Raw genomic sequence first — 23,577 nt, 5'->3', positions numbered from 1 at the left:
CGCCCGGGGCGAGCTGCCCGCCCGGCCGGACAGGTCCGCCCGGCCGGTCGGGCCCGGCCTGCCTGCCTGCCGGGTCAGGGGCGGGGCGCGCGCTCCCGGGCCGCGGGCGAGGCGAGCCCGGCGAGCAGCACGAGCACGAGCACGAGCAGCAGCGCGTGCAGGATGCCGAACTCGTGCCCGAGCAGGCCGATCACCGGCGGGCCCACGAGGAAGGCGGTGTAGCCGATGATCGCGACCGCGCTGACGCGGGCCGCCGAACGCTGCGGGTCGGGGGTGTCGGCCGCGGCCGACATGCCGACGGGGAATCCGAGCGACGAGCCGAGCGCCCAGAACGCGGCGCCGACGAAGGCCAGCCAGGGCGCGGGCGCGAAGATGAACAGCAGCAGTCCGAGCACGGCCAGCCCGGCGCTCCCCCGCAGCACTGGCACCCGACCGAAGCGGTCGAGCACCGGGCCGCCGGCGACGCGGCCGATCGTCATCGAGACGGTGAAGACGCCGAACGCGATCGCGCCCGTGGTGTTCGACTGGTCGTAGCCGTCGACCATGGCGATGGCCAGCCAGTCGTTCGCCGATCCCTCCGCGAAGGCCATGCCGAGCATGATGATGCCGATGGCGAGCAGGCGCACGTCGCGCCAGACGCCGAGCGAGTCGGCTAGGCGCTCGCGGAGCGGCTTCTTCGGGGTGTCGTCGAGCTCGGCGGCCTCGGCGCCCTTCGGCACGAAGCGGATGGCGACGAACGCGGCCACCAGCACCACGACGGCCATCACCGCGAGGTGCGCCACGACCGGCACCGAGAGGGCGGAGGCGAGGGCCCCGATGCCGGCGCCGGCGACCGTTCCGAAGCTGAAGAACGCGTGCATCAGCGGCATCAGCGTCTTGCCGATCGCGCGCTCGGCCGCGGCGCCCTCGACGTTCATCATCACGTCGACCGCACCGTTGCCGAAGCCGAAGACGGCGAGGCCGATCGCGACGACGGCCGGGGTGACGAGCGTGTCGGTGCCGAGCCCGATGCCCACGAGGCCCACCGAGACGAGGCCCAGCACCAGTACCATGCCCGCTCGGGCGCCGATGCGCGCCATGATCGGCGGGGCGGCGATCAGCCCGATCACCGATCCCGCCGACATGGCGAAGATCAGCAGGCCCACCTGGGCGGTGTCGATGCCGAGCTGGTCGCGCACGGCGGGCAGCCGGGCGACCCAGCTGGCGATGGAGACGCCGCTGAGGGCGAAGATGACGAAGATCGCGTTGCGCCAGGCGTGCAGCTGGCGGAGCGTGAGCGTCGTGGTCGTCATGGGAATCCTCGCTGACTCGGGGTGGGGCCGGGCAATCGTCGGGAAAATCGAATCGTTTCGATCGAATCGATTCGACTACAGTATCGACCATGACCCGCGACTCGCAAGGCGCGCACCGCGCGACCCTGTCGCACGTGGCGGAGCGCGCCGGCGTGTCCCGTTCGACCGCGTCGCTGGCCTTCAGCGGCGCCGGGCCGGTCTCGCCGGCGACGAAGGACCGGGTGCTCGCGGCGGCGGCCGAGCTCGGCTACGGCGGTCCGGATCCGCGGGCCCGGTCGCTCCGGCAGGGGCGCTCGGGGGTGGTCGGCATCGTCTTCGACGAGAAGCTGCTGCACGCGTTCCGCGACCCGGTCAACGTGCAGACGCTGGACGGCATCGCCGACGGTCTCGGCGTGGACAGCAACGGCCTGCTGCTGCTCACCGAGACGGGAGCGGTGGGGGAGGGCATCCGCTCGGCCGCGGTCGACGCCGCCGTGCTGATGGGGTGCAGCACCGTGCTCGACGACGTCATCGCCTCGTTGGGGCGGCGGGGCATCCCGCTCGTGTCGATCGAGGGTGGGGAGCGCGCGGGCGTGGTCGACATCGGGCTCGACAACGTGAACGCCTCGGAGGAGCTCGCCCGGCACCTGCACGGGCTCGGGCACCGGCGTGTGGGCAGCGTGCTGCTCGGCGTCGATCCCGAACGCGCCGCGCGTCGGGTGAGCCTCGACGAGCTTCCGGACATCACGGCGCCGGTGACGGCCGACCGGCTGCGCGGGGCGGCCCGGGTCTTCCCCGAGCTGACCGCGTACACCGCGGGGTTCAACCTGGTCGAGAACGGCGCCGCGGCCGCCGGTGCACTGCTCGACGTGCCTCCCACCGAACGGCCGACCGCGATCATGGCGCAGAGCGACTTGCTCGCGGTGGGCGTGCTGCGGGCGGCCGAGGAGCGCGGGCTCCGGGTGCCCGGCGACCTCTCGGTGACCGGCTTCGACGGCGTGCGCATCGACGGCCTGACCGGCCACGAGCTCACCACGATGCGCCAGCCCGCCGCCGACAAGGGCCGCGAGGCGGGCGAGGCGGTGGCGGCGCTGATCGCGGGCGCGGAGGTGCACTCCCTCCAGTTCGCCTGCGAGCTCCGCCTCGGCGACACGACGGGCCCCGCCCCCGCCTGACCGGCGATCTGGCGTGCCCGCCCGCCCGGACGCTACTGTCATGCCAGGTGCCGCCGGGCGCCGCGGGAGGGGTCGCTGCAGATGGGTGCAGAGCGGGCACGTGTCACGACGGCGGCCGGGAGCGCGGTAGGCGGGAGCGCGGCGGGCGGGAGCGCGCCCGCGCGCGGCGGGCTCGTGCTGCTCGCGCTCATCCTCGCGTCGGGCGTCGCCAACCTGAACCTGTCGGTCGCGAACGTCGCGCTGCCGTCGATCGGGCAGGCCTTCGACGCCTCGCAGACCGCGCTCAACCTCGTGGCGGTCGGCTTCTCGCTCGGCCTCGCCGGCTCCGTGCTCTACCTCGGCGCCCTCGGCGACCGCTACGGGCGAAAGCGGATGCTCGTTCTCGGCCTCGCGCTCAGCATCCCCGCGGCGCTGATCGCCGCCCTCGCGCCGGGCATCGAGGTGCTCTTCCTGGCCCGCGTCTTCGGCGGGGTCGCCGCCGGCATGGCCTACCCGACCACCCTCGCGCTGATCGCCGCGCTCTGGACCGGCCCGAAGCGCATCGCCGCGATCGCGCTGTGGTCGGGGCTCGGCGGCGCCATCTCGGCCCTCGGCCCGCTCGCGTCCGGCTACCTGATCGGCGTCTTCGACTGGAGCGCGGTCTTCCTGATGACCATCCCGCTCGCGGCGGTGACGCTCGTGATCGTGCTGCTCGTGGTGCCCGCGAAGGTGAACGAGGGCACCGATCCGGTGGACAACCTCGGCGGCGTGCTGTCGATCGTGCTGGTCGCCGCGCTGGTGCTGGCGATCAATTTCGCCGCGGTGCCCGGGGCGCAGCTGTTCGCCCTCGGGCTCGGTGCCGTCGCGGTGGTGGCGGGAATCGGGTTCGTGCTGCGGCAGCGGCGGGCCGCGCATCCGCTCTACGACCTGCGCATCGCCGCCCGCCGCACCTTCTGGGTGGCGGCCGTCGGCGGCATCATCGTGTTCGGGTCGCTGATGGGCGCGATGTACGTGGGGCAGCTGTTCCTGCAGAACGTGCTGCAGTACTCGGCGCTCGAGGCGGGGGCGAGCATCCTGCCCGCGGCTCTGCTGATGGTGCTCGCGGCGCCGCTGTCGAGCCGGCTGGTGCTGCGGTTCGGGGCGCGCGTGGTGTTCCTGCTGGGGTTCGCGTTCTGCCTGCTCGGGTTCCTCACGATGCTGCTGTTCTGGGACGTCGGGATCAGCTATCTGCCCGTCGGCGTCGGTTACGCCCTGATCGGCATCGGGGTGGGGCTCGCCGGCCCGCCGTCGTCGCGCTCGCTCACCGACTCGGTGCCGGTCGAGCGGGCGGGCATGGCCTCGGGCACCTCCGACCTGCAACGCGACCTCGGCGGCTCGATCATGCAGTCGGTGCTGGGGGCGATCCTCACGGCCGGCTACTCGGCGGCCATCGCGCGGTCGATAGCGGATGCTCCCGCCGACGTGCAGTCCGAGGTGACCTCGAGCGTGGCCGCACAGCTGCAGAAGTCGTTCGACGGGGCGGTGTCGATCGCGAAGCAGTACCCCGACTACGCCGACGGCATCGTCTCGGCCGCACGGCAGTCGTTCCTCGACGGGGCCGACTGGGCCTACGCGACCGGGATGCTCACCATGCTGATCGGGGCGGTGCTGGTGTTCCTCTTCTATCCGCGGCGGGAGCGCGAGCACGAGCTGTTCCGCGAGTACGCCGGCGGGAACCCGGAGCCGCGCACGGGAGGATAGGAGCATGCTCCTCACCGTGCTCGGCACCGCGACCCCCTACCCGCGACCCGACGAGCCCTGCTCGGGCTACCTGCTGCAGGGCGAGCCCACGGCGGACGACCGTCGCACGAGCGTCTGGATCGACGCCGGCACCGGCACCTTCGCCGAACTGCAGCGGCACGTCACCCTCGAGCGACTCGACGCGATCGTGATCTCGCACCGTCACGCCGACCACTCGGCCGACCTGCTCGTGGCCTACTACGCCCTGAGGTTCTCCGAGCACCGGCCGAGCGGCCCGATCCCTTTGATCGCGCCCAAGGGGATGCTCGATCGACTCGCGGCCTACCTCGGCCCGAGCTCCGTCGACGAGCTTCCGCGTGTGTTCGACCATCGGCCGATGAGCGGGTTCGGTGAGGCGTCGATCGGCTCGCTGCGCCTGGAGTGGGGACCGGTGCAGCACGGCGTCCCGGCCTTCGGGCTCACCGTGGAGGAGGACGGTCGGCGCTTCGCCTACTCCGGCGACTCGGCGCCCTGCCTGTCGCTCGAGGAGATCGGGGAGCGTGCCGACCTCTTCCTCGTGGAGGCCGGCTACGACACGGCGCCCGACGGCGTGCCGGCGCACCACACCCCGGAGGACGCCGGGCGCACCGCCGCGGCGGCGGGGGCCGCACGGCTCGTGCTGACGCATCGCGCCGAGACGCTCACGGCCGACGAGGCGCGGGTGCGGGCATCCGCCCACTTCGACGGGGACATCGACGTGGCCGTGCCCGGGCTGTCGATCGCCTTCTAGCGGGCCGGCGCCCCCGTCACGATCCACCGCGACCCCCGCGCCCGGAGGCCCAGGGTCAGCGCCCGCGCCCCGATGTAGCCGAGCCCGAAGGCGAGCCACAGCCAGACCAGACCGGCCGTGCCGGGTGGATGCACGACCTCGACGGCGAGCAGCAGCGGCAGATAGGCCACGAGCGTGACGAGCCCGGCCAGCGCGAGGTAGCGGGCGTCGCCGGCACCGATCAGCACCCCGTCGAGCACGAACACGAAGCCGGCCAGCGGGATGCCGATCGCCATCGTCAGCAGGGTCGCCGTGACGGCCTGCTGCACCGCCGGCGACGAGCTGAACACCGGCCCGGCGAACGGTGCGGCCACCGCGACGAGCACGCCGAGCACCACGCCCGCGCCGAGCCCCCAGCGGATCAGCCGCCGCGTGACCGCGTGCACCCGGTCGACCTCGGAGGCCCCGAGGCCGTGCCCGATCAGCGCCTGCCCGGCGATGGCCAGCGCGTCGAGGATGAACGCCAGCGTCGAGTACACCGTCAGCGCGATCTGGAACGCCGCGAGCTCGGTCACCCCGAGCGACGACGCCACGACCACCGAGCCCACGAGCGCCGCGCGCAGGCTGGCCGTGCGCAGCAGCAGCCAGCCGCCCGCCAGCGCCGCTCCCGAGACGCCGTCGACGCCCGGCCGCAGGGGCACACCGGATGCCCGGGCCGCCCGCACCGCCATCACGACGTAGACCGCCGCCATGCCCCACTGCGCGATCACCGTGCCGGCGGCCGACCCCGCGATGCCCCACCCGGCGCCGTAGATGAGCACCGCGTTGAGCGCGGCGTTCGCGGCGAACCCGGAGACGGCGACGACGAGCGGCGTGCGGGTGTCTTGCAGGCCGCGGAGCAGCCCGGTGGCCGCGATCACGACGAGCATGCCGGGCAGGCCGATCAGCGACACCGTGAGGTAGGTGACCGCCTCGGCCGAGACGGCGCCCGTGGAGTTGAACAGCCCCACCAGCGGGCCGGCGAGCGGCCAGGCCACGAGCGCCAGCGCGACGCCGATGGCCAGGGCGAGCCACATGCCGTCGATGCCGGCCTTGATGGCCCCCGGCCGATCGCCGGCTCCGAGCCGCCGCGCGACCGCCGGGGTCGTGGCGTAGGCGAGGAAGATCAGCAGGCCCACCGCCGTCTGCAGCAGCGTGCTGGCGACCCCGAGGCCGGCCAGCGGCGTCTCACCGAGGTGGCCGACGAGGGCGGTGTCGGTGAGGAGGAACAGGGGCTCGGCCACGAGCGCACCGAGCGCGGGCACGGCGAGACGCAGGATGTCGCGGTCGAGGCTCGGCATCCCGTCAGCCTAGATCGGGCCACCGACGTCGGGCGGGGCGGGGCCGGCATCGCGCACCGACCCTGGATGGGTGTCAGGGGTGGGTGCGTAGAGTTGCCTCGTGACTGCTTCCGGAATCGACCTCACCGAACTCGACCCCGCCGTGCGCGCACAGGACGACCTGTTCCGCCACGTGAACGGCAAGTGGATCGCCCGCACCGCGATCCCCGACGACAAGGCCCGCTACGGCTCGTTCTACGTGCTCGCCGAAGAGGCCGAGAAGGCCGTGCGCACGATCATCGAGGAGTCGGTCGACGCTCCCGAGGGCACCGAGGCCCGCAAGTTCGGCGACCTCTACACCAGCTTCATGGACGTCGAGCGCATCGAGGCCCTCGGCGCCGCCCCGCTCGAGCCGCAGCTCGCGCTGGTCGACGCGATCGATGACCGCGCCTCGCTCGCGCGCACGCTGGGGCGTCTCGAGCGGCAGGGCGTGCCGGGCATCCTGAGGCTGTTCGTCGACAACGACCCGGGCGACCCCGAGCGCTACCTCGTGTTCGCCGAGCAGGGCGGCATCTCGCTGCCCGACGAGAGCTACTTCCGCGACGAGAAGTTCGCCTCGGTGCGCGAGGCCTACGTCGGCCACATCGAGCGGATGCTCGGGCTCGCCGGTCTCGACGAGGCCCCCCGCCGCGCCCAGCGCGTGCTCGAGCTCGAGACGCTGCTCGCCTCCGCGCACTGGGACAACGTGCGCACCCGCGACGCCCAGGCCACCTACAACCTGCTGAGCTGGAGCGAGCTGCTGTCGCTGCCGGCCGCCCCGTCGTCCTCGTCCGAGACCTCGGGCGCCGATCTCCTCGGTCTCTGGCGCGACGCGCTCGAGGCCCCGGAGGGCGTGTTCGACGAGCTCGTCGTGCGCGAGCCGAGCTTCGTCACCGGCCTCGCGGCTGCCCTCGTCGAGGCGCCTCTGGAGAGCTGGAAGGACTGGCTCGCCTGGAACGTCGTGCACGGCTGGGCGCCCTACCTCTCGGGCGACTTCGTCGAGGAGAACTTCGACTTCTACGCCCGCACGCTCACCGGCACCCCGAGCATCCGCGACCGCTGGAAGCGCGGCGTCTCGTTCGTCGAGGGCTCCATGGGCGAGGCGGTCGGCCGCATCTACGTCGAGAAGCACTTCCCGCCCACGGCGAAGGCGGCGATGGACGTGCTGGTCGAGCACCTGATCGAGGCCTACCGCCAGTCGATCTCGACCCTCGAGTGGATGAGCCCGGCCACCCGCGAGCGCGCGCTCGAGAAGCTGGCCAAGTTCACCCCGAAGATCGGCTTCCCGGTGCGCTGGCGCGACTACTCCGCGCTGTCGATCGACCCCACCGACCTGATCGCCAACGTGCGGGCCACCAGCGAGTTCGAGTTCCAGCGCGAGCTCGGCAAGATCGGCAAGCCGCTCGACCGCGACGAGTGGTTCATGACGCCGCAGACGATCAACGCGTACTACAACCCCGGCTTCAACGAGATCGTCTTCCCGGCGGCCATCCTGCAGCACCCGTTCTTCGACGAGAACCGGGATGCGGCGGCCAACTACGGCGCCATCGGCGCGGTGATCGGGCACGAGATCGGGCACGGCTTCGACGACCAGGGCTCGCGCTTCGACGGCGACGGGCGGCTCACCGACTGGTGGACCGAGGCCGACCGGGAGGCGTTCGAGAAGCTGACCTCGTCGCTGATCGCGCAGTACGACGCCCTCGCGCCGGCGCAGGTGCCCGACCACCACGTCAACGGAGCGCTCACCATCGGCGAGAACATCGGCGACCTCGGCGGGCTCGGCATCGCCTGGAAGGCGTACCTCCTGTCGCTCGACGGTGCGGAGCCGCCGGTCATCGACGGCCTGACGGGCGCGCAGCGCTTCTTCCTCTCCTGGGCCCAGGCCTGGCAGCAGAAGTCGCGCGACGAGGAGGTCATCCGGCTGCTCTCGATCGACCCGCACTCGCCGAACGAGTTCCGCGCCAACCAGATCGTGCGCAACATCGACGAGTTCTACGCCGCCTTCGATGTGGCGTCCTCCGATGGACTCTGGTTGGACCCAGCCGACCGTGTCACCATCTGGTGATCCGAACGGGCAGGAGCAGCTGAGCATGCCGGAATCGATCCGCCGACGGGCGCGGGAGGACCGCGACGAGGCCGCTCCGCGCGGCCGGCGCTCCGACGCGATCGAGAACGACGGCGGCATCTTCCGCAAGGGCTTCGCGTCGCTGACCGAGCTGGCGCTCTCGGGCGTTCAGGTGACGGCGTGCGCCGTCGACCTGGGCTCGGGCAAGGTGCTGTTCTCGGTCGACGACCACCTCTCGGTGCCGACCGCGTCGATCGGCAAGGTTCTGCTGCTGATCGAGGTGGCGGCGCGCATCTCGGCGCGGGACGGGGCCGGCGGCGACTCCGGCGCGCCGGGCTCCTCGGGCTCCTCGTTCGACGCCGCGCGGCCGGCGTCGCGACCGCGGCCGGTTCGGCCCGGGCCGGGAGCGGAGGCACTGAGCATCCTGAACCGCACGGCCAACGATGAGATCGGCGACTCGGGCCTCTGGCAGCACCTGCAGGTGCCGGCGCTGCCGGTGAGCGATCTCGCGGCGCTGATCGGAGCGACCAGCGACAACCTCGCCACCAACGTGCTGCTGCGCCGGATCGGCCTCGACACCGTGCGGGCGCGGGCCGAGTCGCTGGGTCTCCGCCGCACCCTGCTGCTCGACATCGTGCGCGAGGAGCGCGGCCCCGACGACGCGCCGCAGCTGTCGGTGGGGTCGGCGCGGGAGCTCGCCATCCTGTTCGGGCGGCTGCACGCGGGCACCGTGGTCGATGAGACGACCTCGCGGCTGGTGCGCGGCTGGCTCAGCCTCGGCTCCGACCTCTCGATGGTCGCGGGCGCGTTCGGGCTCGACCCGCTGGCGCACGTCGGGGCCGACCACGGGCTGCGGCTGTTCAACAAGACGGGCACGGATGCGGGCATCCGCTCGGAGGCCGGCGTGATCACCGGGCCGCGCGGCGGGATCTCCTACGCCGTGACGATGCGGTTCAACGACGCCGAGCTGTCGGGGCGCCTCGCGGTGCTCGACGCGATGCGGGTGCTCGGCACCGACTTCCTGGAGTACGTGTACTGAGCCTGCGCCCGCGCGCCGTGCCGGTGGCGCGTTCGCTCGCTGGTCGACGGTTGGCGCACGCGAGACGCGCACCGGGGGCCCTGCGGGCGCGGTGGCCGGCATTCGTGCGTCAACCGACCTCGCGGGGCGCGGAGGGGCGCCGGTGCCGGTTCGGGATGGGGTTCAGGGTGAGCGTCGTGAGCAGGCGCAGCGTCTCGGCGACGGCCGGGATGTGCTCGGCGCCCGGGCGGGTGACGGCGACGAGCATCCGGTGGTCGCCGGCGCGGGTGCGGTGGGCCTCGACGCCGGGCGGGAGCGCCGAGGCCGAGATCGCCAGCTCGGGCAGCAGGGCGACGCCGAGGCCGGCCGCGACCATGCTCATCACGGCGACGAAGTTGTCGGTCTCGAACGAGATGCTCGGGGCGAAGCCCGCGCGGGCGCAGGAGTCGAGCAGGTGGCCCCGGCAGCGCGGGCACCCCGCGATCCAGTTGTCGCCCCGCAGCGCCGCGAGGTCGACGGCGCCGTCAGCGCTGGTGCCGTCCGCGCGGGTGCCCGTGCCGCCCGCGTCGGCACGGCCGCTCCCGATGCCCGGGTGCCCCGCCGGCGCGAGCAGCAGCACGTCGTCGCGCGCGAGCTCGTGCACCACGAGACCCTCGGCGCTCGCGTCGAAGGGGTCGTGCCGGTCGGCCGGGTGCCGGAACGCGATCGCCAGGTCGCTCACCCCGTCGCGCACTCCCGCGACCGCCTCGGGCGGCTCGGCCTCGAGGTAGGTGAACTGCACCCCGGCGTGATCGGCCGCCATGGCTCCGATCAGCCGCGGCACGATCGTCGACGACGCCGAGGGGAACGCCGCCAGCCGCACCCGCCCCGAGCGCAGCCCCGACAGGTCGGACAGCTCACCCGCGGCCGCGTCGAGCGCGGTCAGCACGGCGTCGGCGTGACGGGCGAGCACCTCACCCGCATCCGTCAGCCGGATGCCCCGCCCCGACCGCGTCACCAGCGGCATGCCGATGCGCGCCTCGACCCGCTTCAGCTGCTGGCTCACGGCCGGCTGGCTGTAGCCGAGCACCGCGGCGGCCCGCGTGATCGAGCCGTATTCGGCCACGGCGGCGACCACCCGCAGGGTCTGCGAGTCGAGGTCGAAGCTGCCGGGCAGGGGCGTGAGGGTCATGCTCGGGAGCGTAGCGCATCCATAAGCAGCCGTGATGAAGACCATGAGCGACTGGTCATAGACCAATGGATGCGCGGCCGCGATGCTGGAGGCATGACGCTCCTCGACGCCGCCCCGGCCCTCTCGGTCACCGAGCTGCAGCAGCACTTCGACGCCCGCCCGGGCTACCTCTCGGCCTGCATGGTCGGAGTGCCGCCGACGGAGACGGTGGCCGCCCTCCGCGACGACCTCGACGCCTGGGCCGAGGGACACCGCTCGCCCGGCGCCTACAGCCTGGCGGTCGAGCGCGCACGGGCGGCGTACGCCGACCTCGTGAACGTGCCGGTCGAGTGGGTGGCCACCGGATCGCAGGTGTCCGCGACGGCGGGGGTGGTGGCCGCGTCGTTGCCCGAGGGCTCCGAGGTGCTGCTGGTCGAGGGCGACTTCAGCTCGATGGTGTTCCCCTTCCTCGTGCAGCAGCAGCTCGGGCGCATCACGGTGAGGTGCGTGCCGGTCGAAGGGCTGGCCAAGGGCATCCGCTCGTCGACGACGCTGGTGTCGTTCTCGCTGGTGCAGTCGGCGACGGGCGCGGTGGCCGACGCGGAGGCGATCGTCGCGGCGGCCGAGCGGTACGGCGCGGCGACCTTCTGCGACACCACCCAGGCCTGCGGGTGGATGCCGGTCGACGCCTCGCGCTTCGACGTCACCGTCTGCCACAGCTACAAGTGGCTCTGCGCGCCGCGCGGGGCGTCGCTCACCACGGTGCGGCCCTCCTACCTCGGGCGCGTGCAGCCGCTGCTCGCCGGCTGGTACTCGGGCGACGACGTCTGGGGCTCGTGCTACGGCCCCGCGATGCAACTGGCTCCGGATGCGCGGCGACTCGACCTCTCGCCCGCCTGGCCCGTGTGGGTCGGCGCGGCCGCGTCGCTCGAGCTCTTCGCGTCGGCCGACCTCTCGGCGGTGCGGGAGCACTGCGTCGGGCTGGCGGATGCACTGCGGGAGCGGCTCCGGGCGGCGGGCGTCGCGTCGGTGGGCAGCGACGACTCGGCGATCGTGACGTGGCCCGACGCGGACGGGTCGGCGATCGCGGCGCTCGCGGCGGCTGACGTGGCGGCGTCGGCGCGATCGGGGCGGTGCCGGGTGGCGTTCCACGTGTGGAACACGGCCGACGACGTGGAGCGGGTCGCGGCGGCGCTCGGCGCCTGAGCGCGGCGGTCGGTCGATCGGCCCGGGTCAGTCGATCAGGCCGAGGGCGGCCAGGCGCGCGAGCGTCTCGGCCCCCGCTGGCGGGCAGCGCGGCGAGTCGGCGGTCGTCACCCAGTGCACCGCGTCGACCTCGGCCGAGGGCCGCGGCTCGTCGGGCGTCGACCCCGCGAAGAGCTGCATCTCGACGAGCCGGCCGACGGGCTCGCCGTGGGCCTGCACCGTGACGGTGAAGAGCGGTTCGAGGGCGGCCGGGTCGATCGTGAGGTCGACCTCCTCGTGCGCCTCGCGCGCGGCGGCCTCGGCGGCGCTCTCACCCGGGTCGATCTTGCCGCCCGGCAGGTAGAGCACGTCGCGCGCCCGTGCCGTCACCATGAGCAGCCGTCGTTCGCGGATCAGCGCGAGGGCAGCGACACGGATGGTGGGCAGCGCCGTGCCCTCGACCGCCATCGGGGCCGGGTCAGCCGTCGGCGCGGCGGTAGGACTCGAGCGAGACGGGCGCCGCGTCGAGGGCAGGGGCCGCGGCGGCCGCGCGTGTCGCGGCGGCGGCACCGAGGCCGAAGAGCGTCTCGACGGCGGCGAAGACCTCGGCCGAGCGGCCGTCACGCGCGAGCTCGCGGGCGCGCACCGAGGGGGAGTGCAGGATGACGCCGACGAGGTGCCGCAGCGCCTTCTGCGTCTCGTCGGAGTCTCCGCGGTCGCGCGAGCGGGCCAGCTCGTCGTCGAGCAGGTCGAACAGGTGCGAGCGCAGGGCGACGACGGCCGGGGTGACCTCGGCCTCGGCCTTGCCGGCACGGTATTCGGCGGCGGCGCGGTCGACGAGGGCCCGCGCATCCGACTCGGCGTTCAGTTCGTCGAGGGGGGCGTGCAGGCTGATGGTCTCGAGGTCGAGCAGCTCGGCCCCGCCGACGCCCGACACGAGCGGGTCGACGTTGCGGGGCAGGCCGAGGTCGATCACCAGGCGGCGGGTGAACGCCCCGGGAACCGAGGACGCGGCCTGGAGGTGCGTGGCGTCGAGCACGTAGGTCTCGGCGGTGGAGCAGGTGATGACGACGTCGGCGGTCGCGATGGCGCCGAGGTAGTCGCCGGCGGCCACGGGGGCGATCTGCTGCTTCGCCGCGAAGGCGACGGCGCGGCCCGAGGGCGAGTAGACGCGGATGTCGGTGACCCCGCGGTCGCGCAGGTTCGCCAGGGTGACCCGGGCGTACTGGCCGGTGCCGACGAGCAGCACCCGGGTCTGCGCCCAGTCGGTGACCCGGCTCTCGGCCAGGTCGAGGGCGAGCCGCACGAGCGAGCGCCCGGCTCCGCCGAGGCCCGTCTTCGTCTTGACGTCGCGCGAGGTGTGCGAGGCGCGCTGGAACAGACGCTCCAGGTCGCTCGAGGTGGTGCCCGACAGCCGCGCGGTGGTGAGCGCGCGCTTGACCTGCCCGGCGATCTCGTCCTCCCCGACGACGACCGACTCGAGGCCCGACGACACGGCGAAGAGGTGGTCGGCGACGCTGTCGCCCGAGAGCACGGTGAGGCTGTCGCGCAGTTCGCCGACATCGGCTCCGGATGCGCTGCCGAACGTCTCGGCCGCCTCCTCGACCGCGAGCGAGATGCCGGCGGTGAGCGGCTCGTCGATGTCGAGGTAGGCCTCGAAGCGGTTGCAGGTCGCGAGCACGACCGCTCCCTGCACGAAGTCGCTGTGCTCGACGAGGCCCTTGGCGACGTCGGAGGTGCCGATCGAGAGCTTCTCGAGGAGGTCGAAGCTCGCGTTGCGATGGTTCGCGGTCAGGCAGATGAGCACCAGATGATTGTACTCCTGCAACGACCGTCCCTTGCCGGGAGCGAGCGGATGCGCATCCGCTCACCCCCGGCCGGTGGCGCCTCGGGGTCAGTCCCAGAGCACCGTGGGGTTCTCGGCGGCCATGTCGATCGACGGGCTGCCGAGCGACGGGCCGAACAGCACGTCGCAGGTGCCGGTCGCACCGTTCTGCGTGCACTGGCCGGAGGTGGAGACCGAGCCGATGTACTCGCCCTGCGCCAGGGTCGGGTTGTCGTAGCTCAGCGTCGGCACCATGTTCTGGATGGTCACGGTGGCGTCGGCCGAGATGCTCCGGCTGATGGTGCCCTCGGTGAGCTGGGTGCCGTCGTCGAGCGTGGCGGGCAGGTCGAGGCCGCAGCCGGCGGCCAGCGTGGTCGAGGCGATGCACGCGTCGACCGCCGACTGCACGAGCGAGCGGAACTGGCCGAGCGCCGCCTCGCTCAGGCCGGGCTCGATGTCGCTGACGTCGAGGGATCCGAAGGGCTCGGTGGCCGCGACGGTCGTGGTGCCCGAGAGGGTGAAGTTCGGCAGGGTGGTGGCGAGCTCGTAGGTTCCGGGGAAGACCTGCAGCTCGCCTCCGGTCACCTCCTGGCCGTTGACGGTGACGCCGAGGCCGTCGAAGCGGTCGACGTTGAGGTAGCTCAGACCGCCTGTGATCATCCAGCCGTCCTCGTCGTAGTCGTCGACGCTGTACTCGGCCGTGACCGGGGTGCCGCCGAGCGAGTAGCTGACGGTGACGTCGCCGTAGCCGTTCTCGGTGGTGTCGTCGACGATCGCGAAGCCGGTGATCGGGGCGAGCTCGTTCGAGGCGGCGAGCACCTCGTCGGTGAGCAGGGTGTCGTCGTCGGGCGCCTGGCTGATCATGCCGAGCGCCGTCTCGGCGTCGGCGTCGGAGAGGGCGGTGAAGAACGCCTCGACCGTGTCGGAGGCGGTTCCGGTCTCGCCGCCGCCGCTGCCGCCGGAGGAGGAGCTGCCGCCACCGCCGCCGACCAGGAGGCGCGAGACCACGACCGCGATCACGACGATCACGATGATGACGAGCAGCAGGCCGCCGCCGACGATGCCGAGGATGGCGCCCGTGCCGAGGCCCTTCTTCGGCGGCTGGCCCGGCTGGCCGGGCTGGCCCTGCTGGCCCGGCTGGCCCGGCTGGCCGGGCTGGTTCGGCTGACCCTGCTGGCCGAGGCCCGGGTAGCCCGGGTGACGCGGCGGCTGCTCGGGCTGCCCCGGGTTCGGCTGCTGCCACTGCTGCGGAGGAAGCGGCGGCAGGCCGTTGTCGCTCGGACCGGACGGGGGCGTAGGCGGGGTCTGACTCACGACACCTGTCTACCATCGCGCCCGTGATCGGCCCATGGGGACTTCTCCCCGCTCGGTCCCGGAGCGAGTCCGTATCATCGGGGGGTGACCCTGCCCGCGACGCATCCCCTCCTCGACGGCCGCACCGCCGCATCCGCTCTCGTGACGACCTACCGGGGCGTGCGCGGCGACCGCACCCCCGTCTGGTTCATGCGCCAGGCCGGCCGCTCACTGCCCGAGTACCGCGAGCTGCGGGTGGGCACACGGATGCTCGACGCCTGCCTCGACCCGGCCATGGCCAGCGAGATCACGCTGCAGCCGGTGCGGCGGCACGGTGTCGACGCGGGCATCTTCTTCAGCGACATCGTCATCCCCTTGAAGCTCGCGGGCGTCGACGTCGAGATCGTCCCCGGCCGTGGCCCGGTTCTGGGCACGCCCGTGCGCACGCTCGCCGACGTCTCGGCCCTCCCCGATCCGGATGGCGCCGACTTCACGGCCATCGAGCAGGGCGTCGCACTCACGGTCGCCGCGCTCGGCAGCACCCCCCTGATCGGCTTCGCCGGCGCCCCCTTCACCCTCGCGGCCTACCTGGTCGAGGGCGGACCGTCGAAGGACCACATCCGCGCCCGCACCCTGATGCACGCCGACCCCGAGGCCTGGGAGGGGCTGCTCTCCTGGGCCGCCGCGGTCACCGGCCGCTTCCTGCGCGCCCAGCTGCTCGCCGGGGCGAGCGCCGCGCAGCTGTTCGACTCCTGGGTCGGCTCGCTCTCGAAGGCCGACTACGTCGAGCGGGTCGCCCCGTTCTCGAAGCTGGCCCTCGAGCCGATCCGCGACCTCGACGTGCCGGTCGTGCACTTCGGTGTCGGCAGCGGTGAGGTGCTCGCACCGATGCACGACGTCGGCGCCGACGTCGTGGGCGTCGACTGGCGGCTGCCGCTCGACGAGGCGTCGCGGCGGCTCGGCGGCGGCGTGACCCTGCAGGGCAACGTCGACCCCGCGCTGCTCGCCGCGCCCTGGCCGGTGCTCGAGGCCCACGTGCTCGACGTGCTGCGCCGCGGCCGGAGCGCTCCCGCGCACGTGCTGAACCTGGGGCACGGGGTGCCGCCCGAGACCGACCCCGACGTGCTGACGCGCATCGTCGAGCTCGTGCACGAGCGGGGCGGGGCGGCGGCCGAGGAGTCGCGATGACCGGGCCTGACACCGGCGTGACCGAGGGCGGCGTGACCGACGTCGACGTGCTCGTCATCGGCGGCGGGGCCTCCGGGCTCGTCACCGCGCTGCAGCTCGCGAAGCTCGGCCACTCGGTGCACGTCGTCGAGGCCCGCGAGCAGCCGGGCGGCTTCGTGGGCGCGCACGAGCTGGCGGGTATCCGCCTCGACTCGGGGGCCGAGAGCTTCGCCACCCGCAAGGGGACGGTGGCGGCGCTCGCCGCCGAGGTGGGGCTCGGCGACGAGGTCGTGGCGCCGAACCGGGCCGGCGCGTGGGTGCGCTGGAACGGCGGCACCGCGCCGCTGCCGGCAGCGGGCATCCTGGGCATCCCCGGGGTTCCGCTGGCCGACGACGTGCGCCGGGTGATCGGCTGGGGCGGCAGCCTGCGCGCCTACCTCGACCGGCTCATGCCGCTTCTCCGCGTGCGACCGGAGCACGACCTCGGCGACATCGTGCGCCGGCGGATGGGCCGCCGCGTGCTCGACCGGCTTGTCACCCCGGTGGTCGCGGGCGTGCACTCGGCAGACCCCTCCGACGTCGACGTGCGCACGGTCGCACCCGGCCTCACCCAGGCGATGACGACCCAGGGATCGCTCTCGGGCGCCGTGATGGCGCTGCGCGAGCAGGCGCCGGCCGGCAGCCAGGTGCAGGGGGTCGTCGGCGGCATGCACCGGCTGATCGCCGCCCTCGAGGAGCAGCTCGCGTTCTACGGCGGCACCCTCGAGACGGGCACGCGGGTGGTCTCGCTGCAGCGGCTCGGTGAGCAGGGCCCCGACGAGGGGGCGGATGCGCGGCCGCGCTGGAGCGTGGAGCTCGCGCCGTCCGCGCCGGCGCCTGTGCCTTCGTCGGTGTCGCCTTCGGCCGCCTCGCCTGAGTCCGCGCCGCCGTCCGCCCCGCGCCGCCTCACGGCCCGTGCCCTCGTCGTGGCCGCCGGATTCCGGCCCGCGCTGGCGCTCCTGTCCGACGCCGGGGTCGCCGCCCTGCCCGCGGCGGACGCCTGGCCCGAGCCCGCCTCGGTCGCGATCGCGACGATCGTGGTCGACGACGCCCGGCTCGACGCCCACCCCCGCGGCACCGGCGTGCTCGTGGCGCCCGGCACCACCGGCGTCACCGCGAAGGCGCTGACCCACTCGACCGCCAAGTGGTCCTGGCTCGCCGCCCGGCTGCCGCCGCACCGCCACGTGCTGCGGCTGAGCTACGGCCGCGGCGGCGAGACCCTGGTGGAGCCGGAGCTCGGCACGGTGCTCGCCGACGCGTCGACCCTGCTCGGCGTGCCGCTCTCGCGTGCCGACGTCGTCGACTCCGACCTTGTGCGCTGGGACGACTCGCTCGCCTTCGCGACCGTGGGTCACAAGGCCCGGGTCGCGCAGCTCGCAGAGGCCGTCTCGGCCGTTCCGGGCCTCGACGTCGTCGGCGCCTGGGTGTCGGGCACGGGCCTCGCCGCCACCGTCGAGCAGGCGAAGGCGAGCGCCTCGGTGGTCGCCGCCGAGCTGCGCGGCGACCACCGACTTCCCGGCTAGAGCCGCCGCCGACCGCGCCCATGCGGGTGCGGGACGGGGGGACTACGCTTTGGAGCACCCTGTCCCCGACCTATCGGAGTTCACACATGCGCGGAAAGATCATCTTCGTCGTCGGGCTGTCGACGGGCTACGTGCTCGGAACGCGGGCCGGCCGTCAGCGCTACGAGCAGATCAAGGCCGGCGCCGACAAGGTGTGGAGCACTCCCGTCGTGCAGTCGGGTGTCGCGAAGGTGCAGGAGTTCGCCGGTGCCCGGGTCGACTCCGTGAAGGTCGAGCTGTCGAAGAAGGCGCGCAAGGCGCTCGCCGCGTTCATCGGCCGCGAGCCGCTCGACGGCCCCCAGCAGAGCGCCGCCGCCGCGAAGGCCGGCTCGACCGCGCCGCGCACGCCGGCTCCGAAGAAGCCCGTCGCGACGAAGCCCGCCCCCGCGAAGCCGGCGACGAAGCCCCGCACCTCCACCACCCAGCCCAGCACCTCCACCACCCAGCCCTCCGACGACTAGACGACCAGAAGGACGCCGATCGTGACCGAAGAACGCGACAAGAAGGCCCGACGCTCGCTCGTCTCGCTGCTGGCCGAGCTGCCCACCCTGATCATCCAGCTGCTGAAGGACGAGCTCGAGAACTTCAAGCGCGAGATCACCGCCAAGCTCGCCAAGCTCGGCATCGGTGTCGGCCTGTTCGTCGCCGCCGCCCTGCTGGCGTTCTTCGCCTTCGCCACCCTGATCGCCGCCGCCGTGCTCGGCATCGCCACCGCGCTGCCGGCCTGGCTCTCGGCGCTGATCGTGGGCGTCGCCCTGCTGCTGATCGCGGGCATCCTGGTGCTCATCGGGGTGCGGTCGCTGAAGAAGGGCCTGCCGCCGGTGCCGGAGCAGACCATCGAGAGCCTGAAGAAGGACGTCAACACCGTGAAGGGTCTCGGCCAGTGAGCGACAAGGCCCCCGCCGAGCGCAGCACGCCCGCCCTGCACGCCGACATCCAGAAGACGCGCGACGACCTGCGGTCGACCCTCGACGCGATCGAGTTCAAGCTGAACGTGCCGAAGCAGGCCCGCCACGCCGCGCACCGGCTGAAGAGCCGCTTCAACCGGCTCCGCGCCGAGAATCCGGTCGCGGTCTACGCGGGCATCGGCGGTGCGGTCGCGGTGCTGGCCGGAGTGGCCGTTCTCGGCTTCCGTGCCGCTTCGAAGGGGTAGCGTTGTAGTCGAGGCCCGGGCATCCGCTCGCCCCGGCCCGTCTGAACCGGCTTCGAACCGGTCGTACGGGCGCGCCACCGCCTCGCGTACCGCCAGCGAAACGAAGAGGGATCATGACTGACCCGACAGTCCGAACCGACGAGACCACCCGTGACGTCGAGGACTCGGAGGAGGTGCCCGCGCTCGGCTACACGCTCTGGGCGGTCTTCCGCCGCAACCCCGAGCGCGCTCTGGTGCTCGACGGCAGCGAGGTTCCGGATGCGGTGGCCGAGCTCGACGGGGCCGTCGCCACGATCGAGGCCGAGGACGTCATGGTCCGCGGCTTCTACGACGTCTCGGGCCTGCGCTCCGACGCCGACGTGATGGTCTGGCTGCACGGCAGCGTGCCCGAGACCCTGCAGTGGGCCCTCCGCCAGTTGCGCCGCACGCAGCTGTTCACCCCGCTGCTGCCGACCTGGAACGCGATGGGCGTGCACCGCGACGCCGAGTTCTCGTCGAACCACCTGCCCGCGTTCATGCGCGGCAAGGAGCCCCGCGCGTGGGTCACCGTCTACCCGTTCGTGCGCTCGTACGACTGGTACATCCTGCCCGAGGAGGAGCGGCGTGCGATGCTCGCCGACCACGGCCGCAAGGGCGGCGCGTTCCGCTCGGTGCTCGCCAACACGGTCGCCTCGTTCGCCCTCGGCGACTACGAGTGGATCCTGGCGCTCGAGGACGATGAGCTCACGAACCTCGTCGACATGATGCGGGCCCTCCGCCAGACCGAGGCGCGCCGCCACGTGCGCGAAGAGGTGCCGTTCTACACGGGCCGGCGCATCGACGCCGCCGAGATCGTCGAGGTGCTCCAGTGACCCTGTCCCCCGAAGCCGTTCCCGCGGTGCGGAACGCGAGCCCCGCTGCGGCGGCCGGGCCCGAGCACGTCTCGGAGCCGACGGCGTACGACGCCATCCTGCTCGCCTCCTTCGGCGGGCCGGAGGGGCAGGACGACGTCATCCCCTTCCTCCGCAACGTCACGCGCGGCCGGGGCATCCCCGACGAGCGCCTCGAGGAGGTGGCGCACCACTACCGCGCCTTCGGCGGTGTCAGCCCGATCAACGCGCAGAACCGCTCGCTCAAGGCGGCGCTCGAGGCCGAACTCGCCACCCGCGGCATCGACCTGCCCGTGCTCTGGGGCAACCGCAACTGGGACCCCTACCTCCCCTCGGTGCTGAGAGAAGCGGATGCCCGGGGGCTGCGCACCCTGATCGCCGTCGCCACCAGTGCCTACAGCTCCTACAGCTCGTGCCGGCAGTACCGCGAGGACTTCGCCATGGCGCTGGACGAGACCGGCCTCGCGTCGACCATGACGATCGACAAGGTGCGCCAGTTCTTCGACCACCCCGGATTCGTGCAGCCGTTCATCGACGGCCTCGGCGCGGCACTCACCGGCATCCGGGAGAAGTTCGACGACATCGACCTGTCGACCGAGGTGGAGGTGCTGTTCAGCACCCACTCGATCCCCAGCGCCGACGCGGAGCGCTCGGGTCCGTCCTTCCGCGAGCTCGGCCCCGAGGGCGCCTACGCGGCCCAGCACAAGGCGGTCGCCGAGGTCGTGCTGATGGCGGCGACCTCCGGGCTCGAGGGTCAGCCCGACGTGCCGTGGCAGCTCGTCTACCAGTCGCGCTCGGGCCCGCCCACGCAGCCGTGGCTGGAGCCCGACATCAACGACGCGATCGCCGAGCTGCCCGCCCGCGGCATCCGGGCCGTCGTGATCGTGCCGCTCGGCTTCGTCAGCGACCACATGGAGGTCATGTGGGACCTCGACAACGAGGCCCTCGAGAGCTGCGCCGAGCACGGCCTGTACGGTGTTCGTACGCCGACGCCCGGCGTCGATCCGGCCTACGTCGCCGGTCTCGTCGATCTCGTGATCGAGCGCATCGAGGGCACGCCGGCCGCGTCACGACCGCATGTCACCGAGCTCGGCCCGTGGTACGACGTGTGCCGCGCGGGCTGCTGCGAGAACGTGCGGCTCGGCTTCAAGCCGGCCGTGTCGGGGCTGACCCCCTGAGCACCGCCGCAGTCGCATCAACAGAGGTATGAAGGAACAGCAGTCATCGTGAACAGGAAGCTTCGGGTCGCGACGCGAGGGAGCGCGCTCGCGCGCGCCCAGACCGGGCACGTCGTCGCGGCGCTGATCGAGGCCACCGGGGTCGAGGTCGAGACGGTCATCATCACCTCGGAGGGCGACCGCTCGAAGGAGTCGCTGTCGTCGCTCGGCGGCACCGGAGTGTTCGCCAGCGCCCTGCGCGAGGCGCTCGTCGCGGGTGAGTGCGACATGATCGTGCACTCTCTCAAAGACCTGCCGACCGCCCGCTACGAGGGGCTCGTGATCGGGGCCGTCCCGCTGCGCGAGGACCCGCGCGACGTGCTCTGCGCCCGCGACGGCCTCACGCTCGACGAGCTGCCCGAGGGCGCCCGGGTCGGCACCGGATCGCCCCGCCGCGTGGCCCAGCTGCGGGCGCTCCGGCCCGACCTCACCGTGGTCGACATCCGCGGCAACGTGGACACGCGACTCGGCCGGGTGCGCGACGGCGACCTCGACGCGGTGGTGCTGGCGTCAGCGGGGCTCACCAGGCTCGATAGGCTAGACGCAGCATCCGAGATCTTCGCCCTCGACCTCTGGCCGACGGCGCCAGGTCAGGGTGCCCTCGCGATCGAGACCCGAGAGGGAGACAGCATTCCCGAGTTGCTCAGCATCGAACACCCGCCGACGCGCACGGCCGTGCTCGCCGAGCGCTCGGTGCTGGCCGCCCTCGAGGCCGGCTGCGCCGCCCCGATCGGCGCCACGGCCACCGTCTCGGGCGATGAGCTGATGCTCTCGGCCACGGTCTACCAGGCCGACGGGGCCGTCGAGCTCGGCTGCGAGCGGTCGGCGCGGCTGCTCGGAGACGACATCCACGTGGCGTCGCTGCTCGGCGAGGCCGTGGCGCGGCAGCTGCTCGACGACGGCGCGGCCGAGCTCGCACCCGTCGGCCCCGCGGCCGACGGCGGAGCCGACCCCACCACCGCCGCGCGCTGGCCGGGCGGCACCGAATGACGGCCTGGGCGCAGCGGCCGCTCGGCGGCTGGCGCATCCTCGTTCCGCGCGGCGGCCCCTGGGGCCACGGCGTCGCGGCCGATCTGCGTGCCGTCGGGGCCAAGCCGATCGTCGCCCCCATGATCAACTTCGCGCCCACCGAAGACGACGAGACCCTGCAGCAGGCGCTGCAGGCGCTTGCTGACGGCCGCTTCGACTGGCTCACCATGACCAGTGCGACCACCGTCGACGTGCTCACCGCGCACCAGGCGGTCGTGCCGCCCGAGACCCATATCGCCGCGGTCGGCGAGACCACCGCCGCCGCACTGTCGGCGGCCGGCTACAAGGTCGACCTGGTTCCGCCGGAGGACAACTCGGCGGCCGGACTGCTGCGCGAGCTCAAGCGCTTCGAGCAGTTCGGGCCCGAGCTGAAGGTGCTGACGCTGCGCAGCGACATCGCGAAGCCGGTGCTCACAGAGGGGCTGATCGCGCGCGGGCACACCGTGGAGTCGGTCGTGGCGTACCGCACGGTCGGCGTCGCGGTCGATCCGCAGATCCGCACCGACGTGGCCGAAGGGTCGATCGACGCGATCTTCGTGACCTCCGGCTCGGTGGCCGAGCAGGTGCAGCTGCAGCTCGGGCCGATCCCGTCGTCGACCCTCGTGGCGGCCATCGGCCCGCGCACGGCCGAGGACGCCCGGGCCTACGGGCTGCGGGTCGACGTGATCGCGAAGGGCCGCTCGGCCGAGTCGCTGATCAACGCGGTCATCGAGGTCGCCAAGTCGCGCCGCGCGGCCGACGACGACGCCGACTGACCCGCGCCCGCGTCCCGCGCACCTCGGACTCCCGCGCCCCCCGTCGCGCGCCTCCCACGTCCCGCGCGCCCCACGCCCCGCGCATCCCACCGACCGGGTCGCGCAAACGGCCCTTCCCGTCCCCACGAGGGGCCCTTTGCGCGACCCCGAGGGGTGGCGAGGGGTGGGTGGAGGGGCGTGAGGCTCGCCGGGTCGCGCAGATGGCCCTTTACAGCTCCACGAGGGGGCCTTTGCGCTACCCCGAGGGGTGGGTGGGGGAGGGAGGGGGGGTCAGCGGGGCCAGTTGGGGCGGAACTGGATGCTGATGCGGGGGCCGACGGCCTGCTTCGTCTTGAGGATGGCGTGCTCGTGCGTGCGCTGGCAGCTGCCGCCCATGACGATGAGGTCGCCGTGGCCCACGGGGAAGCGCAGCGTCTCGCCCACCGCCCGGCCGTTCACCGGCTTCGCCCGCACCGAAAGCGTGCGCGCCGCTCCCACCGAGACGATGGCCACCATGGTGTCGCGGTCGATCGTGCGGCCGACCCGGTCGCCGTGCCAGGCCACGCTGTCGCCGCCCGTGCGGTAGAAGCAGAGCCCGGCGGTCTCGAACACCTGGCCCGGAGGGCGCCCGTAGTGGTCGTTCAGAGCATCCTGCGCGCGCGTCAGCACCAGGTCGGGATAGAGCGAGCCGACGCCGAAGCGCGATACGAGCCGCGGCACGTCGATCACCCGGTCGTACATCTCGCGCTTGTCGGCCTGCCACGGCACGTCGACCGCGAGCCGCTCGAACAGCGCGTCGGAGTTCGTGACCCAGCCCGGCCGGAGGTCGACCCAGGCGCCGTCGCCGAGCATCGTGCGCTCGACCGTGCCCCCCAGCGGCTCGAGCCCGGGGTCGGCGTCGAGGTCGTCGAAGAGCGAGGTCTGGAAGTCGATGTTCATGTCTTCGATCCTACGCACATTCGAACATGTGTTCTAGTAGCCCGGCATCGATCCAGGCAGG

Annotated in this window: 22 protein-coding genes; 15 read left to right on the top strand and 7 right to left on the bottom strand. The window is 73.1% G+C overall.

The annotated features are described in order from the left end of the window. Positions 1-74: 74 nt before the first annotated feature. Positions 75-1,292 (bottom strand): MFS transporter, encoded by a 1,218-nt coding sequence (locus ITJ64_RS06750; RefSeq protein ID WP_194679934.1) that lies wholly within the window; start codon positions 1,290-1,292, stop codon positions 75-77. An 89-nt stretch (positions 1,293-1,381) separates the two neighbouring features. Between ITJ64_RS06750 and ITJ64_RS06745 the strand changes: the two genes are divergently transcribed. The 3 genes from ITJ64_RS06745 to ITJ64_RS06735 all read left to right on the top strand — a co-directional run bounded on the left by ITJ64_RS06745 (position 1,382) and on the right by ITJ64_RS06735 (position 4,934). Next, entirely contained in the window at positions 1,382-2,446 is a 1,065-nt protein-coding gene (locus tag ITJ64_RS06745; RefSeq protein WP_194679933.1) for a LacI family DNA-binding transcriptional regulator, read from the top strand. Between the two features lie 81 nt (positions 2,447-2,527). Beyond that, entirely contained in the window at positions 2,528-4,165 is a 1,638-nt protein-coding gene (locus tag ITJ64_RS06740; protein ID WP_194679932.1) for an MFS transporter, read from the top strand. A gap of 4 nt (positions 4,166-4,169) precedes the next feature. Continuing rightward, positions 4,170-4,934 carry an MBL fold metallo-hydrolase gene (locus ITJ64_RS06735; protein WP_194679931.1) on the top strand — a complete coding sequence of 255 codons (765 nt, stop codon included), beginning with the start codon at positions 4,170-4,172 and terminating at the stop codon, positions 4,932-4,934. On the opposite strand, the gene ITJ64_RS06730 is transcribed toward ITJ64_RS06735, so the two are convergent. Beyond that, positions 4,931-6,253 (bottom strand): MATE family efflux transporter, encoded by a 1,323-nt coding sequence (locus ITJ64_RS06730; RefSeq protein WP_194679930.1) that lies wholly within the window; start codon positions 6,251-6,253, stop codon positions 4,931-4,933. The two genes, ITJ64_RS06735 and ITJ64_RS06730, sit on opposite strands and share 4 nt — an antisense overlap. A gap of 100 nt (positions 6,254-6,353) precedes the next feature. On the opposite strand from ITJ64_RS06730, the gene ITJ64_RS06725 reads away from it, so the two are divergent. Both ITJ64_RS06725 and ITJ64_RS06720 read left to right on the top strand, forming a co-directional pair. Further along, entirely contained in the window at positions 6,354-8,336 is a 1,983-nt protein-coding gene (locus ITJ64_RS06725) for a M13-type metalloendopeptidase (RefSeq protein WP_194679929.1), read from the top strand. A 25-nt stretch (positions 8,337-8,361) separates the two neighbouring features. Beyond that, positions 8,362-9,375 carry a serine hydrolase gene (locus tag ITJ64_RS06720; protein ID WP_228507718.1) on the top strand — a complete coding sequence of 338 codons (1,014 nt, stop codon included), beginning with the start codon at positions 8,362-8,364 and terminating at the stop codon, positions 9,373-9,375. A gap of 109 nt (positions 9,376-9,484) precedes the next feature. Here the strand turns inward: ITJ64_RS06720 and ITJ64_RS06715 are convergent, their stop codons facing one another. Further along, a complete protein-coding gene (locus ITJ64_RS06715; protein ID WP_194679928.1) occupies positions 9,485-10,525 on the bottom strand; it encodes a LysR family transcriptional regulator in 1,041 nt (346 codons plus the stop codon). A 93-nt stretch (positions 10,526-10,618) separates the two neighbouring features. Here ITJ64_RS06715 and ITJ64_RS06710 point away from each other — a divergent pair, with 93 nt between their 5' ends. Next, positions 10,619-11,710 (top strand): aminotransferase class V-fold PLP-dependent enzyme, encoded by a 1,092-nt coding sequence (locus ITJ64_RS06710; protein WP_194679927.1) that lies wholly within the window; start codon positions 10,619-10,621, stop codon positions 11,708-11,710. Positions 11,711-11,737: 27 nt separating this feature from the next. Here ITJ64_RS06710 and ITJ64_RS06705 read toward each other — a convergent pair whose 3' ends face one another. The 3 genes from ITJ64_RS06705 to ITJ64_RS06695 form a co-directional block, all read right to left on the bottom strand. Then, positions 11,738-12,157 (bottom strand): NUDIX domain-containing protein, encoded by a 420-nt coding sequence (locus ITJ64_RS06705; RefSeq protein ID WP_194679926.1) that lies wholly within the window; start codon positions 12,155-12,157, stop codon positions 11,738-11,740. A gap of 10 nt (positions 12,158-12,167) precedes the next feature. Continuing rightward, positions 12,168-13,496, bottom strand: coding sequence for a glutamyl-tRNA reductase (locus ITJ64_RS06700; protein ID WP_194679925.1), 1,329 nt, complete (start codon positions 13,494-13,496; stop codon positions 12,168-12,170). Between the two features lie 87 nt (positions 13,497-13,583). Beyond that, positions 13,584-14,828, bottom strand: a complete 1,245-nt coding sequence (locus ITJ64_RS06695) for a hypothetical protein (protein ID WP_194679924.1) — start codon at positions 14,826-14,828, stop codon at positions 13,584-13,586. An 84-nt stretch (positions 14,829-14,912) separates the two neighbouring features. On the opposite strand from ITJ64_RS06695, the gene hemE reads away from it, so the two are divergent. The 9 genes from hemE (at position 14,913) to ITJ64_RS06650 (ending at position 22,598) form a co-directional block, all read left to right on the top strand. Continuing rightward, a complete protein-coding gene (gene hemE / locus ITJ64_RS06690; protein WP_194679923.1) occupies positions 14,913-15,995 on the top strand; it encodes a uroporphyrinogen decarboxylase in 1,083 nt (360 codons plus the stop codon). Continuing rightward, a complete protein-coding gene (locus ITJ64_RS06685; protein WP_194679922.1) occupies positions 15,992-17,536 on the top strand; it encodes an NAD(P)/FAD-dependent oxidoreductase in 1,545 nt (514 codons plus the stop codon). Before hemE ends, ITJ64_RS06685 begins: the two co-directional genes overlap by 4 nt. A gap of 86 nt (positions 17,537-17,622) precedes the next feature. Continuing rightward, positions 17,623-18,036, top strand: coding sequence for a YtxH domain-containing protein (locus tag ITJ64_RS06680; protein ID WP_194679921.1), 414 nt, complete (start codon positions 17,623-17,625; stop codon positions 18,034-18,036). 21 nt (positions 18,037-18,057) lie between these two features. Then, positions 18,058-18,462 carry a phage holin family protein gene (locus ITJ64_RS06675; RefSeq protein WP_370545068.1) on the top strand — a complete coding sequence of 135 codons (405 nt, stop codon included), beginning with the start codon at positions 18,058-18,060 and terminating at the stop codon, positions 18,460-18,462. Then, a complete protein-coding gene (locus ITJ64_RS06670; RefSeq protein ID WP_194679920.1) occupies positions 18,459-18,728 on the top strand; it encodes a DUF3618 domain-containing protein in 270 nt (89 codons plus the stop codon). The genes ITJ64_RS06675 and ITJ64_RS06670 overlap by 4 nt, the downstream gene beginning before the upstream one ends. A 113-nt stretch (positions 18,729-18,841) precedes the next feature. Continuing rightward, positions 18,842-19,579: a hydrogen peroxide-dependent heme synthase gene (hemQ, locus tag ITJ64_RS06665; protein WP_194679919.1), complete on the top strand. Its 738-nt coding sequence runs from the start codon at positions 18,842-18,844 to the stop codon at positions 19,577-19,579. Positions 19,580-19,581: 2 nt separating this feature from the next. Further along, positions 19,582-20,775, top strand: coding sequence for a ferrochelatase (locus ITJ64_RS06660; RefSeq protein WP_228508326.1), 1,194 nt, complete (start codon positions 19,582-19,584; stop codon positions 20,773-20,775). Positions 20,776-20,823: 48 nt separating this feature from the next. Then, positions 20,824-21,804 (top strand): hydroxymethylbilane synthase, encoded by a 981-nt coding sequence (gene hemC, locus ITJ64_RS06655; RefSeq protein ID WP_194679918.1) that lies wholly within the window; start codon positions 20,824-20,826, stop codon positions 21,802-21,804. Then, positions 21,801-22,598: a uroporphyrinogen-III synthase gene (locus tag ITJ64_RS06650; protein WP_194679917.1), complete on the top strand. Its 798-nt coding sequence runs from the start codon at positions 21,801-21,803 to the stop codon at positions 22,596-22,598. The genes hemC and ITJ64_RS06650 overlap by 4 nt, the downstream gene beginning before the upstream one ends. A 270-nt stretch (positions 22,599-22,868) precedes the next feature. On the opposite strand, the gene ITJ64_RS06645 is transcribed toward ITJ64_RS06650, so the two are convergent. Continuing rightward, complete coding sequence (locus tag ITJ64_RS06645) at positions 22,869-23,516, bottom strand: alpha-ketoglutarate-dependent dioxygenase AlkB (protein ID WP_194679916.1); 648 nt, start codon at positions 23,514-23,516, stop codon at positions 22,869-22,871. Between the last annotated feature and the right edge of the window lie 61 nt (positions 23,517-23,577).

It is taken from the genome of Herbiconiux sp. VKM Ac-1786, from assembly GCF_015350805.1.
In the GTDB taxonomy this organism is placed as follows: Bacteria; Actinomycetota; Actinomycetes; order Actinomycetales; family Microbacteriaceae; genus Herbiconiux.
This window is presented reverse-complemented; position numbering and strand designations above follow the sequence as displayed.

Bases quoted from the DNA above. Each gene is read 5' to 3' on its own strand.
- ITJ64_RS06750 (WP_194679934.1), bottom strand. From the start codon at position 1,292: ATGACGACCACGACGCTCACGCTCCGCCAGCTGCACGCCTGGCGCAAC.
- ITJ64_RS06745 (WP_194679933.1), top strand. From the start codon at position 1,382: ATGACCCGCGACTCGCAAGGCGCGCACCGCGCGACCCTGTCGCACGTG.
- ITJ64_RS06740 (WP_194679932.1), top strand. From the start codon at position 2,528: ATGGGTGCAGAGCGGGCACGTGTCACGACGGCGGCCGGGAGCGCGGTA.
- ITJ64_RS06735 (WP_194679931.1), top strand. From the start codon at position 4,170: ATGCTCCTCACCGTGCTCGGCACCGCGACCCCCTACCCGCGACCCGAC.
- ITJ64_RS06730 (WP_194679930.1), bottom strand. From the start codon at position 6,253: ATGCCGAGCCTCGACCGCGACATCCTGCGTCTCGCCGTGCCCGCGCTC.
- ITJ64_RS06720 (WP_228507718.1), top strand. From the start codon at position 8,362: ATGCCGGAATCGATCCGCCGACGGGCGCGGGAGGACCGCGACGAGGCC.
- ITJ64_RS06715 (WP_194679928.1), bottom strand. From the start codon at position 10,525: ATGACCCTCACGCCCCTGCCCGGCAGCTTCGACCTCGACTCGCAGACC.
- ITJ64_RS06710 (WP_194679927.1), top strand. From the start codon at position 10,619: ATGACGCTCCTCGACGCCGCCCCGGCCCTCTCGGTCACCGAGCTGCAG.
- ITJ64_RS06705 (WP_194679926.1), bottom strand. From the start codon at position 12,157: ATGGCGGTCGAGGGCACGGCGCTGCCCACCATCCGTGTCGCTGCCCTC.
- ITJ64_RS06685 (WP_194679922.1), top strand. From the start codon at position 15,992: ATGACCGGGCCTGACACCGGCGTGACCGAGGGCGGCGTGACCGACGTC.
- ITJ64_RS06680 (WP_194679921.1), top strand. From the start codon at position 17,623: ATGCGCGGAAAGATCATCTTCGTCGTCGGGCTGTCGACGGGCTACGTG.
- hemQ (WP_194679919.1), top strand. From the start codon at position 18,842: ATGACTGACCCGACAGTCCGAACCGACGAGACCACCCGTGACGTCGAG.
- ITJ64_RS06650 (WP_194679917.1), top strand. From the start codon at position 21,801: ATGACGGCCTGGGCGCAGCGGCCGCTCGGCGGCTGGCGCATCCTCGTT.
- ITJ64_RS06645 (WP_194679916.1), bottom strand. From the start codon at position 23,516: ATGAACATCGACTTCCAGACCTCGCTCTTCGACGACCTCGACGCCGAC.